The sequence below is a fragment of the Aquimarina besae genome, assembly GCF_042434905.1.
Lineage (GTDB): Bacteria > Bacteroidota > Bacteroidia > Flavobacteriales > Flavobacteriaceae > Aquimarina.
The window spans coordinates 125,442-141,519 of the sequence record NZ_CP170199.1; the positions used below are offsets into that span (position 1 = coordinate 125,442).

The 16,078-nt window shown below is 34.6% G+C and carries 19 protein-coding genes; 3 read left to right on the top strand and 16 right to left on the bottom strand.

Features of this window, described 5'->3' with window-relative positions; all coding sequences use genetic code 11:
- Window positions 1-5: 5 nt before the first annotated feature.
- The 15 genes from ACE94K_RS00610 to ACE94K_RS00680 form a co-directional block, all read right to left on the bottom strand.
- Complete coding sequence (locus ACE94K_RS00610) at window positions 6-797, bottom strand: hypothetical protein (RefSeq protein ID WP_378178404.1); 792 nt, start codon at window positions 795-797, stop codon at window positions 6-8.
- Between the two features lie 13 nt (window positions 798-810).
- Window positions 811-1,857 carry a hypothetical protein gene (locus ACE94K_RS00615; protein WP_378178407.1) on the bottom strand — a complete coding sequence of 349 codons (1,047 nt, stop codon included), beginning with the start codon at window positions 1,855-1,857 and terminating at the stop codon, window positions 811-813.
- Between the two features lie 2 nt (window positions 1,858-1,859).
- Window positions 1,860-3,074, bottom strand: a complete 1,215-nt coding sequence (pcaF, locus tag ACE94K_RS00620; RefSeq protein ID WP_378178410.1) for a 3-oxoadipyl-CoA thiolase — start codon at window positions 3,072-3,074, stop codon at window positions 1,860-1,862.
- A gap of 6 nt (window positions 3,075-3,080) precedes the next feature.
- Window positions 3,081-3,629 (bottom strand): hypothetical protein, encoded by a 549-nt coding sequence (locus tag ACE94K_RS00625; protein ID WP_378178413.1) that lies wholly within the window; start codon window positions 3,627-3,629, stop codon window positions 3,081-3,083.
- Window positions 3,630-3,662: 33 nt separating this feature from the next.
- Window positions 3,663-4,082 (bottom strand): PaaI family thioesterase, encoded by a 420-nt coding sequence (locus tag ACE94K_RS00630; RefSeq protein ID WP_378178416.1) that lies wholly within the window; start codon window positions 4,080-4,082, stop codon window positions 3,663-3,665.
- A gap of 67 nt (window positions 4,083-4,149) precedes the next feature.
- Window positions 4,150-4,461, bottom strand: coding sequence for a four helix bundle protein (locus tag ACE94K_RS00635; protein ID WP_378178419.1), 312 nt, complete (start codon window positions 4,459-4,461; stop codon window positions 4,150-4,152).
- 44 nt (window positions 4,462-4,505) lie between these two features.
- Window positions 4,506-5,714, bottom strand: a complete 1,209-nt coding sequence (locus ACE94K_RS00640; RefSeq protein ID WP_378178422.1) for a 3-hydroxyacyl-CoA dehydrogenase NAD-binding domain-containing protein — start codon at window positions 5,712-5,714, stop codon at window positions 4,506-4,508.
- A 59-nt stretch (window positions 5,715-5,773) separates the two neighbouring features.
- Window positions 5,774-6,553: an enoyl-CoA hydratase-related protein gene (locus ACE94K_RS00645; protein WP_378178425.1), complete on the bottom strand. Its 780-nt coding sequence runs from the start codon at window positions 6,551-6,553 to the stop codon at window positions 5,774-5,776.
- 49 nt (window positions 6,554-6,602) lie between these two features.
- Entirely contained in the window at window positions 6,603-6,977 is a 375-nt protein-coding gene (locus tag ACE94K_RS00650; RefSeq protein WP_378178428.1) for a VOC family protein, read from the bottom strand.
- A 1-nt stretch (window position 6,978) separates the two neighbouring features.
- Window positions 6,979-7,482, bottom strand: a complete 504-nt coding sequence (gene paaD / locus ACE94K_RS00655) for a 1,2-phenylacetyl-CoA epoxidase subunit PaaD (protein WP_378178431.1) — start codon at window positions 7,480-7,482, stop codon at window positions 6,979-6,981.
- Window positions 7,483-7,544: 62 nt separating this feature from the next.
- On the bottom strand, window positions 7,545-8,300 hold the full coding sequence (gene paaC / locus ACE94K_RS00660; protein WP_378178434.1) for a 1,2-phenylacetyl-CoA epoxidase subunit PaaC: 756 nt from the start codon (window positions 8,298-8,300) through the stop codon (window positions 7,545-7,547).
- 69 nt (window positions 8,301-8,369) lie between these two features.
- Window positions 8,370-8,654, bottom strand: coding sequence for a 1,2-phenylacetyl-CoA epoxidase subunit PaaB (gene paaB / locus ACE94K_RS00665; RefSeq protein ID WP_378178437.1), 285 nt, complete (start codon window positions 8,652-8,654; stop codon window positions 8,370-8,372).
- A 58-nt stretch (window positions 8,655-8,712) separates the two neighbouring features.
- On the bottom strand, window positions 8,713-9,693 hold the full coding sequence (paaA, locus tag ACE94K_RS00670; RefSeq protein WP_378178440.1) for a 1,2-phenylacetyl-CoA epoxidase subunit PaaA: 981 nt from the start codon (window positions 9,691-9,693) through the stop codon (window positions 8,713-8,715).
- Window positions 9,694-9,773: 80 nt separating this feature from the next.
- Window positions 9,774-10,847, bottom strand: a complete 1,074-nt coding sequence (paaE, locus tag ACE94K_RS00675; RefSeq protein ID WP_378178443.1) for a 1,2-phenylacetyl-CoA epoxidase subunit PaaE — start codon at window positions 10,845-10,847, stop codon at window positions 9,774-9,776.
- 78 nt (window positions 10,848-10,925) lie between these two features.
- Entirely contained in the window at window positions 10,926-11,495 is a 570-nt protein-coding gene (locus tag ACE94K_RS00680; protein WP_378178445.1) for a TetR/AcrR family transcriptional regulator, read from the bottom strand.
- A gap of 147 nt (window positions 11,496-11,642) precedes the next feature.
- Between ACE94K_RS00680 and ACE94K_RS00685 the strand changes: the two genes are divergently transcribed.
- On the top strand, window positions 11,643-12,071 hold the full coding sequence (locus ACE94K_RS00685; protein ID WP_378178448.1) for an META domain-containing protein: 429 nt from the start codon (window positions 11,643-11,645) through the stop codon (window positions 12,069-12,071).
- A 57-nt stretch (window positions 12,072-12,128) separates the two neighbouring features.
- Here ACE94K_RS00685 and ACE94K_RS00690 read toward each other — a convergent pair whose 3' ends face one another.
- Window positions 12,129-13,817, bottom strand: a complete 1,689-nt coding sequence (locus tag ACE94K_RS00690; RefSeq protein ID WP_378178451.1) for a T9SS type A sorting domain-containing protein — start codon at window positions 13,815-13,817, stop codon at window positions 12,129-12,131.
- 208 nt (window positions 13,818-14,025) lie between these two features.
- Here ACE94K_RS00690 and ACE94K_RS00695 point away from each other — a divergent pair, with 208 nt between their 5' ends.
- Both ACE94K_RS00695 and ACE94K_RS00700 read left to right on the top strand, forming a co-directional pair.
- Window positions 14,026-15,786, top strand: coding sequence for an aromatic amino acid hydroxylase (locus tag ACE94K_RS00695; RefSeq protein WP_378178481.1), 1,761 nt, complete (start codon window positions 14,026-14,028; stop codon window positions 15,784-15,786).
- A complete protein-coding gene (locus tag ACE94K_RS00700) occupies window positions 15,752-16,015 on the top strand; it encodes a hypothetical protein (RefSeq protein WP_378178484.1) in 264 nt (87 codons plus the stop codon). Before ACE94K_RS00695 ends, ACE94K_RS00700 begins: the two co-directional genes overlap by 35 nt.
- Window positions 16,016-16,078 lie beyond the last annotated feature (63 nt).

Sequence of the window (16,078 nt, forward strand, 5' to 3'; positions counted from 1 at the left end):
AATCTTTATTGCTGATAATACGTTTCAATCTCTGATAAAATTTGAAATACCTCTTCTTTATTATTTTCTAATGTTCTTCGATACCAAAAGGTTTTGTCCCATACCTCAAAATGTGTTTGTGTCTCATTAGCCTTTAAAAACAACTCGTTAAAATATGATTCTTGATCTTCTATTTTATTGACAAAATCATAAGACTTTAATAATTCTGCAACTTGTTTTTTAAACACTTTTTGATAAAAACTTTTTGGAATATAATTAAAAAACTCTCTTTTATACTTTTCAAAAGTATTTCTAAGGTGAATAGGATTTCTTAAAGTATCCATCTGATTTTTTATAACCGATATCATAATTCCTTCAGAAGTATTCAAGTCCCGATAAATAAAATTACTTACAAAACTGTGCAACGAAAAATTACTTGTATCAATTTCAGCTCTACGGTGGAACAACTCATAACCTAAAATGCTTTTATAAAAAGTCATTTCTCCTTCTGACTTAAATAAATCTACCAAAAGTTGAGGAGCAGATGTATCACTATATCTTCGTAAATTTCTTTTTTCAATTTCCAATGCTTTATATACATCCCAATCTTCTGTATCTGTGAAATAATGAATTACGGTTTCAGAATAATTGTTCTCATTATCTTTTGCTTCCTGCAGAGCTAAACTATGTTCATACAGTTCATCCATGGTCTTTCTTGATGCGCCTTTCTCTACCAGATGAACCTGGTAATAAAAATAAACTCCTAAGCCAATTAGAACTGTATTAATTATTCCGAAAATCCAATATGTCTTTTTCACGGTTTAAGTACTTTTATTGAATCTCATTTAAAATTTTTAATACTACCTCTAAATTTCCTTCTGTATATCTTCGATCCCAAAAACCATACAATTCTATTTTACGTTCCATTTCATTAACATAATAATATTTAACTGTGTCTATTTCGCTCAGGTTAATATCCTCTAATATTGGTTTTATTTCATCAACTAATTCTTTATCATCATAGTTATATTCTTTGAATAGAGATTTATAAGGAGTTTTAAGAACACCTTGATTAAATATTTTCAATAAATCTTTTGTTCGTTGCTCAGGTGTTTCACCATATTTCATCTCTATGGAAGGCATAAATTTCATTATTCTATTTTTATGAGATTTCCAAAAATTATCAATAAAGTCAACAGAACGAATATCTTGAGACAGGTACTGCATCAAGTGTTTGGTTGCTACTTTCTCTTTAATGAAGGTATCTACAGAAACGCTTTCTGGTTTAAAAAAGTTATGTTTGAACTCTGACAAATCATAATCATCGTATAGATTATCCTCTTCTATGTCTAAGTCTGAATATGTGTAAATATTTTGAAGAATTATCCAAAACGGAATTGGCGGTGGTATTCCATCTGATAATTTTTCTACTGAAGTATTGAAAAAATACTCAGAATCATAATCCATACCATCATCATACGCTTCTTCTTCTATTTCATTCCTAAAGGTATAACTCTCAAATAATTCGGATTTGGTTGTATGTTGCTGTAAAATATATTCACTAGTATTCTTTAGATATTCATAATGATTTTTAATATCTATGTATAATTGTTTTTCTGTACTTTCTTTTCTAAAAATCTCTAATTTTTGTTTGTTAGCCAATATTTGTTTATTCGCATCTTGTTCTGTAAAAATCTCCTCCTCTAAATAATCTTCATATAGATCCCAAGTAATTGCAGTTACTGTGTATGTCCCAAGTACCATTAGAATGACTAAAAGAGCATTCCGTATTGGTTTTGCATTAGGGTTTTTGCTGGAGTTAAAAATAATAACAGCAATAATTAAGGTAAAGACAAAGACTATAAAAGGGATGCTCATAATTATTTCATTTTAGCATTTTCAATAACAGCGGCATATCCTTGTCCTACCCCTACACACATAGTGATTAATGCGTATCGTTTGTTTTGTTCTTGTAATTCTAAAGCTGCGGAGTATGCAATTCTGGTTCCGGTTACACCTAATGGATGTCCGATAGCAATGGATCCACCATTAGGATTTATTCTAGGATCATCATCTTTTAATCCCCATTCTCTTATACACGCTAGCGCTTGTGAAGCAAAAGCTTCATTTAGTTCAATCACGTCAATATCATCTATTGTAATTCCTGCTTTTTGTAAAGCTTTATTAGAAGCCTGAACAGGGCCTATCCCCATAATTCTAGGTTCTACTCCTACTACTGCAGAACTTACGATCCGTGCAAGAGGTTTTAAATTATATTTTTTTACTGCATCCTCTGAAGCAATAATAGTAGCAGCAGCACCATCGTTGAGTCCAGATGAATTTCCTGCAGTTACGCTTCCGTCTTTTTTGAATGCCGGACGTAATTTTGCAAGCACTTCTCTACTGGTTGAAGGTTTTATAAACTCATCTTTAGCAAATAGAATCGGATCTTTTTTTCGCTGCGGAATCTCTACAGTAGTAATTTCTTTTGCTAATCTGCCAGATTCCTGAGCTTTTGCAGCTTTCATCTGACTCCAGTACGCATAAGCATCCTGATCTTCTCGTGATATATTATATTTTTCCACTAAATTCTCAGCTGTATTTCCCATTCCATCAGTACCATACAATTCATGCATTTTTTGGTTCACAAACCTCCAACCAAAACTAGAATCATACATCTTAGCATCATTGCCAAACGCAGAAGAAGGTTTTGCAATCACATATGGCCCACGAGTCATATTTTCCACTCCTCCTGAAATGAAAAGATCTCCATCTCCTGCTTTTATTGCCCTATTCGCGTGTATGATCGCAGAGAGCCCTGAACTACATAAACGATTTACTGTTTCTCCTGGTACCGTAAACGGTAGTCCTGCCAGTAATGAACACATTCTAGCCACATTTCGATTATCTTCTCCTGCCTGATTAGCGCATCCCATAATGACATCATCATAGTCTTCTTTAGGAATGTTTGGATTCTTTTCTACCAAATCTTTGATAACCAAAGCTCCTAAATCATCAGTTCTAACAGCAGATAATGTTCCTTTATAACTTCCGATGGGAGTTCGAACTCCATCTATTATGTATGCTTCTTTCATTTAGTATTATTTTTTCAGTTTTGCTGTCACTACTGATTTTTCTATTAATGGTAAGTATTTAGATTCTTCTTTTTCCATAAAATAAGAAGATATCATTATAGTTTTTTCTCCTGCAGGTAAAGCGTGCATCATCATTATCATTTTTTCACCAGTCTCATCGAGTGTCATTGATTTCTGCACAAGTACCTTTTTACCTTCCAATTCAACTTCTTTAATTCCCAAAGAAGTTACTCCGTTTTGTTCTCCGGGTTCTTCCATCATTCTTTGTTTGAAGGCATCATAAGGTTGAGGCGCCAGCATTTTCATAATACCAGCAGACATATCTTCATTTGCTCGGTTTGTTCCGTTATCAATTACAAACACCGTTTCATCAACTTTCATGTCTATTTGGTCACTAAAAAGATCTTCGATAGTATTTTGAGTTTCTTGTGAAATTTCCTCTGTGATTTCGGTAGGGATTGGCTCCGTTCCGTTTAGAGTTTCTTTTTTTGATTTTGCTTCTTTTCCGCAGGAAATAATTGATAAAAATATTATTGCTACTACAAAATTTCTCATTGGTTCATATTCGTTAGTTAGTTAATTTATCTATTACCAGTTCTTATTAGTCCTATACACGACTCCCTTAAAAAGTGCCACAATTTGATCTCCTCTTTTGACCTCAACGATATTAAATCCAATTTTAGTCTTTGCGATATCAGTCACTGCTTCTGCTGTTAGATAATCTCCTTCTTCTAATGCTTCAATATGGTTAATAGACGTTTCTATAGACACCGCATACTTACCATGTGTATTTGCAGAAAAACCAAAAGCGGTATCTGCCAGACTATAAGATATTCCTCCATGAGCTTTGCCCATACTATTTAGCATTTCTTTTCTAATTGTCATACCCACCTTACATTTTCCTTTTTCAACCTCTAAAACTTCAATACCTAACCATTGGCTAAATGGATCCAGACTGAGCATCTGATGTGGTATAAGGTTTGAGGAAGTAGGTTTGAGTTTTTTCATGATCTATTTTTTATTCTGTTGGAAACTAAACTTCGTATGGCTTTAATCATCTTATAAAGTTCAGTGATCATTCTTCTTTTCTCTTCAGTGTCCTGAAGGTACCATATTTTCTTGTCCTAGCTTTTGCACTACAGGAAACATCCTGACATACACTATCGGAGATATTTCCTAAATAATTATAAAATTGAAAAACAATTCTTTCTAACCTATTGGCAGTATTAAGGGCTCTGGAATCTACAACTATTTTGAATTGAGAACTCCGTTCAGATGGTATTTGTCTAAAGAACTTTTTTAACCAGGTGTGTGCTACATTGCTAAATTTCAATGCTTTATAATTGACAGTCAAATTTTCGAATATAAAATTATGTTTAGAATCCATATACAACCTTTGTTTTCTTATTGCTCAATCCTTGGCACTCATTCTTACGAGAAAAACTTTTTATTCTCTTGTTCCATCTTTCTTAATAACGGACTGCAGCGGTATCTATCTTCATGATATACACTGTATAATTTATCCAATTTATTGACACACCAATCAATTCCTTTTTTATCTGCCCACGATAATAGTCCTTTTGGATAATTTACTCCTTTGGTCATCGCGTTATCAATGTCTTCGGCAGAAGCTATATTCCAGAATAAAGCATCTGCTGCTTCATTAATAAGCATTACCAAAACACGATTAAATATATATTGAGAAAGTTCTTCATTAGAGAAACCTTCCGATATGTTCATCTTTGAATTACTATCAGGATTGGTTCCAACATTTTGAGATATTATTTTACTTTGTGAATCATAATTGTAATAGCCTTTTCCTGATTTTCTTCCTAAATATCCCGCTTCGGATAATCGTTTTTGAGTAAATGATGGTTTGTATCGAGGATCGTAGTAAAAAGCTTTAAATACTGTTTCGGTTACTGTATAATTAACATCATTACCTATAAAATCCATAAGTTCAAAAGGTCCCATTCTAAAACCTCCTAATTCTTTCAAACTTGAATCTATTGTGGTGATATCTGCTAATCCTTCCTCATAAATACGAAGCGATTCTCCATAAAACGGTCTAGCCACTCTATTAACTATAAAACCAGGTGTATCTTTTGCAATAGCTACCACTTTTTTCCAACTCTGGATAATCTTTACAACTTTATCCTTTATCTCATCAGACGTTTGTACAGCAGGTATGACTTCTACAAGTTTCATCAATGGAGCTGGATTGAAAAAATGGATTCCGATACATCTTTCAGGCTTTTGCAAAGAAGAAGCTATGGAAGCTATAGATAACGAAGATGTATTTGATGCGATAATGGTATCTTCAGAAACGTAGCCTTCAAGTTCGGAGAATACTTTTTTCTTGATTTCCAAATCTTCAATAATTGCTTCGATAATAAGCTCATTATCACTAAGATCCTTAAGAGAATTTACATATGAGATGTTTGACTGAATATGTTGTTTTTCTTTATGATCGATTCTTCCTTTTTCGATCAATCGAGAAAGAATCTTATCAAGTGCTTTTCGACTTCTTTCGAGAGCTTCCTGTTTCGTGTCAAACACTTTCACTTTACAACCAGCTGTAGCAGCAACTTGTGCTATACCACTTCCCATAGTTCCGGATCCTATTACGCCTATGATCATATTTTTGATTTGAAAATCACGATTAACAATATTTATATCGATATTTTGTGAATTATACTTTAATTTCCTTTAAAAACTGGTTTTCTTTTTTCTATAAAAGCGTGAACACCTTCTGCATAATCCTCACTTTCCGCGGCTTCTATTTGCAAATCTGACTCCATTGCTAACTGCTCTTCTAGAGTATTAACCATAGATTGATTTAGCAACCTTTTTGTCAATCCAAGAGCTTTTGTTGGCATTTGTGCAATCTTGAAGGCTAACTTCGTAACTTCTTCATCGAAAGAATCCGTAGCAAAAACTTTATACAGCATTCCTAGATTTTCTGCTTCTTTTGCTGACACCTTATCGCCAAGCATCATCAGCGCAGAAGCTTTTTGAAAACCTATCAATCTTGGCAGAAAAAAAGTTCCTGCACTATCCGGGATTAATCCAATCTTACTAAACGCCTGAATGAAGCTTGCTACTTCTGAAGCCACCACAATATCGCAAGCCAAGGCCAGATTTGCTCCGGCTCCTGCTGCTACACCATTAACTGCTGCAATAATAGGCTTTTCGATACTTCTTATTTTTTTTACTATTGGATTATAGTGTTCTTCCAGTATTTTTCTGAAACCAGGGTTTAGTTCAGGAGAAGTAACCTCTTTGAGATCCTGACCGGCACAGAAGGCTTTACCGTTACCGGTTAAAATTATTGCTCTTACTTGATCATTTGTTTCACAGGAGTCTAAGGTATCTTGTAATCTTAATGCCATTTCTCTATTAAAACTATTAAAGGAATCAGGACGATTTAAGATTACTTTGGCAATTTTGTTTTCTATTGTTAGTTCTATTGAGTTCATAAGCCCTCAACCCAATCCGCTCGCAAGGAGAAGACTACGGGTTATTTTTTTAATTTGTTAAACTTTCTATTTTAAAATGCGGATTATAAATAATTCCGATTACATTATTCCAGGGATCTTTTACTGAGGCTACCATAAGCTCTCCTCCTACATTGGTGGGTATTTCGTGTTCATTTGCACCTATATCGATAAGTTTTTGATACATCTTATATATATCATCTACTCCCCAATAGGAAAGGACGTTGTCTGATTTGTCTTTCGCATTGTCTTCTTCTGGTAAAAGTCCTAGTTCGTATCCGCCTATGTTGAAACCAACATAAAATGGCTCATCAAAATATTGTTTCGTATCAAAAGCCTTTGCATACCATTGTTTCGCTTTTTCTAAGTCACTGACTTTATATATGGTAGTTCTTAGTCCTAGCATTTTATTTTAAACATTTGAAGTAATCAAAAGGTTCCAAACAATCTTCACATTGAAATAAAGCTTTGCAAGCTGTAGAACCAAATTGGCTTATCATTTTGGTATTAGTAGATTTACATTGCGGACATTTTACATTTTTTTTATTACCCAATAAAGCTTCTTTATCTGCTTCTTCCTCCAAAGGTGCTGCGATTCCATATGCTTCTAAAGCTTTTCTCCCTCTTGGAGTAATCCAATCTGTAGTCCACGCGGGAGATAGTACCAGAGATACGTTTGCTATAATGTTTTCTTGTTTAAAAGCATTAATAATATCATCACCAATGACATCCATCGCCGGGCATCCACTATATGTTGGCGTAATTTTTATCTCGGCAACATTATCAACTACTTTGGCAGATCGAACAACACCCATGTCCATTATAGACAATACCGGAATTTCCGGATCACTAACTTTCTCTAGAATCTCGTATAATTGAGGGTCAATATGCTGTTCTAATTCAATTGTCATTTTTGACATCCATACTCAAAATAAAGTTTCCGTTTTCACGGAAATAGCATAAAATATACTATTTACCATTTCATATTAGGATATGTACGTTGCATATATTGTAAATCTGCAAGTAAATATCCCATGTGTTCACTATGTATTCCTTCTTTCCCTCCTTTTCTAAACCATTTTGGTTCTGGAATTGTTAAGGTGGCTTCTTCTAAAACCTTTCTAATGATCTCGTAATATTTATCTTTTAAAAGTCTTACATCAACACCAACACCTTGCTCAACAGCTACTTCATCAATATCGGTTAATTGAAATAACTCATTTGTAAATTTCCAGAGATCGTTTACTGCTTCCTGCACTTTTTGTTGACTTAGCTCGGTACCGTCACCTAATCGTTTAATCCAATCTGAAGAAAAACGCTGGTGGTAACTTACTTCTTTGATTGCTTTTTTTGCAATCGCAGAAAGTGTTAAATCCTTACTGTTTTGTAACTCTTGTAACAACAATAAATGAAAAACATCGAAAAAAAACTGTCTCGTTATGATGTAGCCAAAGTGATTATTTGGTTGTTCCACTAACAATACATTTTTGTATTGCCTTTCGGTTCTTAGAAATGCTATATCATCTTCTGTAACTTTATCATTTGATAGTTGAGCTGCGTATTGATAATAACTACGTGTTTGACCTAATAAATCCAATGCCATATTAGTACAAGCGATATCAGTTTCTAAGTTGGGCCCATGACCACATAATTCAGAAAGACGTTGTCCTAATATTAATGCGTTATCTGCAATCCCGTAGATGTATTGAATTAAATTTTCTTTTTTCATCTGTTAAAGCTATCTTTAATTTTACAAGTTTTACCCTTCGGCTTCGCTCAGGGTGATTTGCGAAGCAAATCACATATGTTTTACCTCATCCGGTAACGTGTAGAAAGTAGGATGTCTATACACCTTATCCTGTGCCGGCTCAAACAACTCTCCGTTATTTGCAGGGTTAGAAGCAGTGATATGTTTTGACTCCACCACCCAAATACTTACGCCTTCACTTCTTCGGGTATATACATCCCTAGCATTTTCTAATGCCATATCTGCATCGGCTGCGTGTAAACTTCCAAAATGACGATGTTCTAGTCCGTTTTTGCTTCTTACGAAGACTTCCCAAAGTGGCCAGTTTTTTTTCATAATTAAAGACCCTCACTTTCAACCTTCTCGTAAAGAGAAAAGGTGTAAATAAGATTTATTAAATTGCTTTTTTTATTTTATTATTTCGTTGCTTATCAGCGTACGCCATTGCGGCATCGCGAACCCATTCACCTTCATTCCAAGCATTTACCCTAGCGGATAATCGTTCTTCATTGCAAGGACCGTGACCTTTAACGACTTGCCAGAATTCATCCCAATCAATTTCGCCAAAATCGTAATGCTTAGTTTCTTCGTTCCATTTTAAATCTGGATCCGGAATGGTTAATCCTATAAGATCCGCTTGAGGAACAGTTTGATCTATAAATTGTTGACGAAGTTCATCGTTTGTTTTACGTTTCAACTTCCATTTCATGGACTGTTCTGTGTGTACTGATTCTGCATCAGTTGGACCTAACATCATTAGAGAAGGCCACCACCAACGGTTTAGCGCATCCTGCGCCATTTCTTTTTGTTCAGGAGTTCCTTTTGCCAAGGTCATCATTATTTCATAACCCTGACGTTGGTGAAAACTTTCTTCTTTACATACACGGATCATTGCTCTCGCATATGGTCCATATGAAGTACTACATAACGGTACCTGATTAATAATCGCTGCACCATCAACCAACCAACCAATAGCACCTATATCTGCCCAGGTTAAGGTTGGGTAATTAAAAATACTAGAGTATTTTGCCTTTCCGGTGTGTAACTGCTCATAAAGCTCTTCTCTCGAAACGCCTAGTGTTTCGCAAGCACTGTAAAGATACAATCCATGTCCGGCTTCATCCTGAACCTTTGCTAATAATGCTACTTTACGCCTTAACGAAGGCGCTCTGGATATCCAATTGCCTTCTGGTAGCATTCCCACTATTTCGGAGTGTGCGTGCTGAGATATCTGCCTGATATGTGTTTTGCGATACTTCTCAGGCATCCAATCTTTTGGCTCAATTTTTTCATCTCTGGCAATTCTCTGCTCAAAGATTTCTTCCAGACTTCGACTACGCTCAGCCCGGGTGTTTTTAATTTCTTTTTCACTCATAACAACAATTTTTATTATGATTTAGATTCCAGTTTACGTTTTGATAAAATCTATGTGGCACACTGGAAAACAACTAAATTTTATACATCAAAATCAACCACAACTTTTTCTGTAGTTGGCACTGCTTGGCAAGACAAAACCAATCCTTTGGCGACCTCATCTTCCTCGAGCGCATAATTTATTTTCATTTCTACCTCTCCCTCTATTAATTTACATTTACAGGTACTGCAAACACCTCCTTTACAGGCAAAAGGAAGATCCGCTCCAGCGGCCAATGCTCCGTCTAAAATATTATCATACTCATTACTCATCCCAAAATGAAATTCCTTACCACCATCGATAATAGTCACTTTGGTTTCATCAAATTTATGTTCTACTGCTGTAGCTGCTCTTTTCTTATCCTGTTCTGTAACGCCCGAGAAAAAAAGTTCATAATGAATTTTATCTTTAGACAATCCTGCCTCTAACAGCTCATCCCGTATTAAAAAGATCATCTCTTCTGGGCCACAAATAAAGCATTCATCGACACTAGAAACATCAATAATCTTGTCGGTGAGCTCTTTTAATTTATCCGACGTAAATCTCCCATTTAACAAAGGTATATCTCGGTGTTCTTTTGTTAAGAAATAAAATATCTCGAACCTTCCGAAGTACATATTTCTTAAGGCCTCTATCTCTTCCTTAAAGATAATTGATTTTACGGTGCGATTCAAGTAAAATAATTTGAACGTACAGTTGGACTCTAATGCTAAATGTGTCTTAATGATTGACAAAATAGGTGTGATACCACTTCCTGCTGCAAAAACAATATAATTTTTTGATTTCGTTGGATCGACTTCGGTAAAAAAACTTCCGTTGGGTGCCAAAACTTCTAGCTCATCTCCTGCTTTCAGAACCTGGCATGCGTGAGTGGAGAAAAGTCCTCCTTCTATTTTTTTTACGGCTACTTGCCATTTATCCTCAATAGGGCTGGAACATAAAGAATAATTTCTCCTAACCTCTTCTCCATTCAATAATGTCTTTAGAGTTAGATATTGACCTTGTTTATAGGAAAATTTTTCTTTTAATTCTTTAGGAATATCAAAAGTGATAGAAGTACAATCTTTTGTTTCTTTATGGACTTCAGCTATTTTTATGGTATGAAAATCATTCATTTGGCGCTATACTATATCGTTATAGTATCACAAAACTAACAATTGTTAGTTTCTTACGCAATTAATTAATTGTTAATTTTAAACTACCCCTTTGAGCAACACAGAGATCATATCTTTCTTTAGAATATTTGCGTCAATATTTTTCTGTTTCGGATACCATAAGTACAAGGTTCTTAGGGTAGAGAGTGTAGAAAATACCATAATCTCAATATTGTTCGGTTTGATTTCGTTGAATTCTACGCCCTTCTTTATGATGTTCCTAAAGTTCTCTTCATAATCCCTGCGCATTTTTTCGAAGTATAAAAGATTTTCTTCTTCCAGATGCATCCAATCATTATTCAATGAAGCCAATCCGTCAGCATTGCGTAATGTTACATCAATATGTAAGCTTATAATATGTTCTAGTTTCTGAATTGAATTTTGATCAGAGTGCACTATTTCATTCATTCCTGAAGTAAATTCTTCTGCAAGTTCTATAATAATTGTAGATAAAATCTCTTGTTTAGATTGGATATGATTATATAAACTAGCTGCTTTGATACCCATAGTTGTTGCCAAATCCCTCATGGTAACAGCACTATACCCTTTTTCCTTAAACAGAATGGCAGCTGCATTGATAATTTCTTGCTTTCTACTTTCTTGTTTCATTGGCAAAATGGGGTTTACGTTAGGGTTACTAATAATTTTTAGAATATGCTCCGTGCTTTGCAAGAGATTATAGACTAAAATATAATAAATTTGTTATATTATGCCTATACTACATCGCATTGATGTTTAAAAACAATCCAAACCCTCATGAAATACGTAAGCTTTCTCCTGTTTTCAGTTACCTTATTGAGTAATTGTAATAGTGCAAATATAGCAAACAACAAAAGTGAAACATCGCAAAAAGAGCCTGAGCTTACAGGCACTTACTTTGTTTCTACACTTTATGGTGAAGACGTTTCTAAATATAAACTTACTTTAACCTTTGACCCTTCCAAAAAAACACTTTCTGGATTCTCAGGATGTAATTCCTATACTAGTGAGTATAGCGTAGATGGCAAGTTATTAACCACTGGTTTTCCTATAGCCACTAAAATGTTTTGTGAAGAAACTAGTAATCTCGAAAAACAGTTTTTTAAAATGCTTTCAGAAGAAAAAAACAAAAATTTAGAAGGAAACACTCTTAGTTTAACTAACGGAAAAAAAGAAAATATACTTTTTGCCAAAAAAGAAAAGTAAAAAATCCCCTGAACTTTAATGTATTTTAAAGTTCAGGGGATTATTATAAATTAAATTTTATCTCCTCAATACCACTTTTTTAGTAATATTCACATTAGTAGAGATATCTGTTATGGAAATAAAATAAACTCCATTTTCATTTCCTGATAAATCAATTGACGAACTTTCTGAAACAACTCGTCCTTTTTTGATTTGTTGACCAACGATATTGTAAACTTCGTAAGTTAGCTGACTTCCAGACCTATTATTTACGTTCAAAATTCCCTGAGAAGGATTAGGATATAAAACCATACTACTGGCAAATTCATTTTCATCCACACTTAATGCTATTTCTTCGGATAAAGAATTCAGTGTAGTTCTTCCTGTATTGGTTGGATCCAACCAATTAGATAGCCTTGTCGCATTTGTTGTTCCAAAATCCCAAGAAACATCAAACCTTCCATAAAAATCCGGTAGATTATTATCATTAGTTCCTGAACCACCATTAGCACAAAAAGCAGACCCTCCTGCCAATTGACCTATAATTCGACCTAAAGGATCAAAAATGGCTGATCCTGACGACCCTCCTTCTGTAACACCCAAATCCCAATCAGCAACTCTCCAAGTATCCGTAGGAGCAAGCAATCCGCCGATATTAACATTATTTACAACTGTTGGACTTACATTTTCACGACATACCTTCATGATATCCCCCGATGGATGATGAATTCCTATTACAAAACTTGGCGCATTACCCGTTCTGTCCCAACCTGCCCATTCTAAGTTCCAACTCTCCGGTAAATTTGTATCAATATTTACCAATAACACATCAGATTTTCTATTATTGGCTAATATCGTTGCTCCACTGGTGGTTTGATCAAAAGTTCCATTAGTACTTGGTGTTGTATTGCCGCAAGAAGGATTTGGGCTAACCCAGTTAAATCTAAACGCCCAGGTAGCTGGGTTACTCGTCCCATTAGTGTTTTCAAAACAATGATTTGCAGATAGAAAATAAGGATTTCTATTGTTACTAGTATTATTTACTAATGTTCCTGAACAGACACCTCCACCTAGAATAAAAAGTGCTACCCCAGGTTTCAACCCATCCTTCAAACCATCAAAATCCGATCCTACAGGGCAATCAACATCTTGATTACAGTTCCCTGAATCATTTAAAGCTTTAGCCTCTAGTTCTGTATCTGTAACGGATCTATATCCATGTACTACCTTAGAGATATTTAATTCTCCTTTTCCTTTCATCAATGCCGGAACAAAATATTCTACAATAATATCATCTCCTTCTATCATCCAAGTCCCTAACATTTTATCTTCCCTATTAAATACATCTGTATATGCACCCAATAAATCAGATCTATCAGTATTATAAAAATACACAGAAGCGCCTTTTGGCAATTTATAATTATCAAAAACGAAATTGATGGTTTTAGCATTATTTGACTTTATTCTAATTCTCCAAATCCAATCTCCATTCTCTAGTCGATTCCATACACCAGCATTTTTAAAACCCAAATCAACTTTAAATTCATATCCAAAACGATATACTTTTGATTTATCCTGATCATTTATTGCATCTTCCATCTGTATCTTTTTTAGATCAAAAGTCGGCATTTCAATAGCAGTTAAAGCTTGCTTTTCCTTACTTAAAAAATCTAAATCCCAACTCTTTGGAGATCCTTCGTTTGTTACCTGACTGCTAGCAAGACTGCTTACGAGTAAAGCTACAGCATATAAAATAAGTTTTCTCATAATATTTGTGTGGTATATTAAGTTAGTGTATTTTTTTATTAATCAAGCAATTAGAAAGATCAGATAATCGAATATCTTTCTAAAATAATAACGATAAGTCCAGTCAAGGCCTTAATGCCTCTTAACAAAATTAGTTAATTAATTCCAATATTATCTTCAAAACTAGTACTTTCGAAAACAAAATTTTAGACTAAAATTTGAATGTGCTATGCCTGAACAGATAGTATCTAATCCTTTACTCGACAGATTACCACCTCATCTTAAACAATTCATCAAACCTCAAAACTACGATGAATACACCCCTGTGGATCAAGCAGTTTGGAGGTATGTAATGCGTAAAAACATTGCCTCTTTGAGTAAAGTAGCACATAAATCTTATTTAACAGGATTAGAAAAAACAGGGATTTCTATCGATGAAATTCCTAGTATGTACGGAATGAATAGGATCCTAAAAGAAATTGGATGGGCGGCAGTTGCGGTCGATGGATTCATACCACCCAATGCTTTTATGGAATTTCAGGCGTATAATATTCTGGTTATAGCATCTGACATCAGACAGTTAGAAAATATAGAATACACACCCGCTCCTGATATCATTCATGAGGCAGCGGGTCATGCTCCCATTATTGCCAATCCAGATTACGCCGAATACTTGAGACGTTTTGGAAAAATTGGATGCAAAGCAATTTCATCTAAAAGAGATTATGACATGTATGATGCGGTTCGTACACTTTCTATTTTAAAAGAATCTGCAGATTCCTCTGCCCAAGAGATTGAAGATGCTGAAAACAGAGTCAATGAACTGCAGAATCAAAAGTCCGAACCTTCAGAAATGGCTTTGATCCGTAATTTACATTGGTGGACGGTTGAATATGGATTGATTGGTACGCTTGATGATCCAAAGATTTACGGTGCAGGTTTGCTTTCGTCGATTGGAGAAAGTGAATGGTGTATGACAGATAATGTGAAAAAACTTTCATATTCTCCGGATGCTGCATTTCAAGATTTTGATATCACCAAACCTCAGCCTCAATTATTTGTAACCCCTGATTTTGCCTATTTGTGTCAAGTTCTTGAGGAATTTGCTGACACTATGGCTTTACGAAAAGGTGGACATCGTGGGCTTACGAAACTAATCGAATCTGAGAATCTAGGCACTATAGAACTCAGCACCGGTTTACAAATTTCTGGTGTGTTTACCAGGATGATCAAGAATGAAGATAATGAGGTTATTTATTTTGAAACTTCAGGGCCAACAGCACTATCTTTTAGAGAAAAAGAACTAATTGGACAAGGAATCGATACACATCCTAATGGGTTTAGATCTCCACTGGGCAAGTTGAAAGGCATCAATTTAGCTATAGAGAATATGTCTCCCAGAGATCTAAAAGCTTATAATTTTTATGATGGAGAATATATCGAATTTGAGTTTGAAAGTGGTATTACTGTTGCGGGAATAAATATCACTGGAATGAGAAATATCAAAGGAGAGTTAATTCTTATTCAGTTTAAAGAGTGTACCATCAAATATAGAGGTGAATATTTATTTAAACCCGAGTGGGGCACTTTTGATCTGGCGGTGGGAAAAGAAATTGTATCTGCATTCTCTGGACCGGCTGATGATTACTCATTTGATATGATAACGCATAATCCGGATATGAATACGATAAAAAGAACCTACTCCCCAAAAGAACAAGAACTACACACTCTATATCAGGCTGTTAGAAATGTAAGAAAAGGTAAAAATACTAAGTTTTCTTTAGAGGCTGTTTTTGCTATTATCAAAAAAGACCATTCCGAAGATTGGTTACTTCCTATCGAAATCTATGAATTAGTATATCATAGAGAACCAAATTTTGCCAATGCTATTTTAAAATATCTGGATGGTATAAAGAAGAAAAAACCAAGTATAAAGCACTTGATCGAAAGTGGTATTGAAATTATTACACAAAATATGCTCATTAATTAAGGAGGTTAGTAACAGGATTGAAGAGCCTGGAAAACTTATTCTTAAATCAAACAATAAAGATGGTAATTATCCAACCTATACTATCAATTCTGAAGAAAGCCTAGAAACCTGGTATATTACAATGTTTGCTTCAAAACAGATTCCAGAACCTATAGATGTGTATGACCGTTTACTTGACTTAGAAACTAAAATTGTTTTGCTTGAAGAAGAGCCAAGAAGAAATAATTAGATAAAGATCGGGGACGACTCTATATAGTCATCACCCGATCTCACGTAAAAAACCTCACAATAA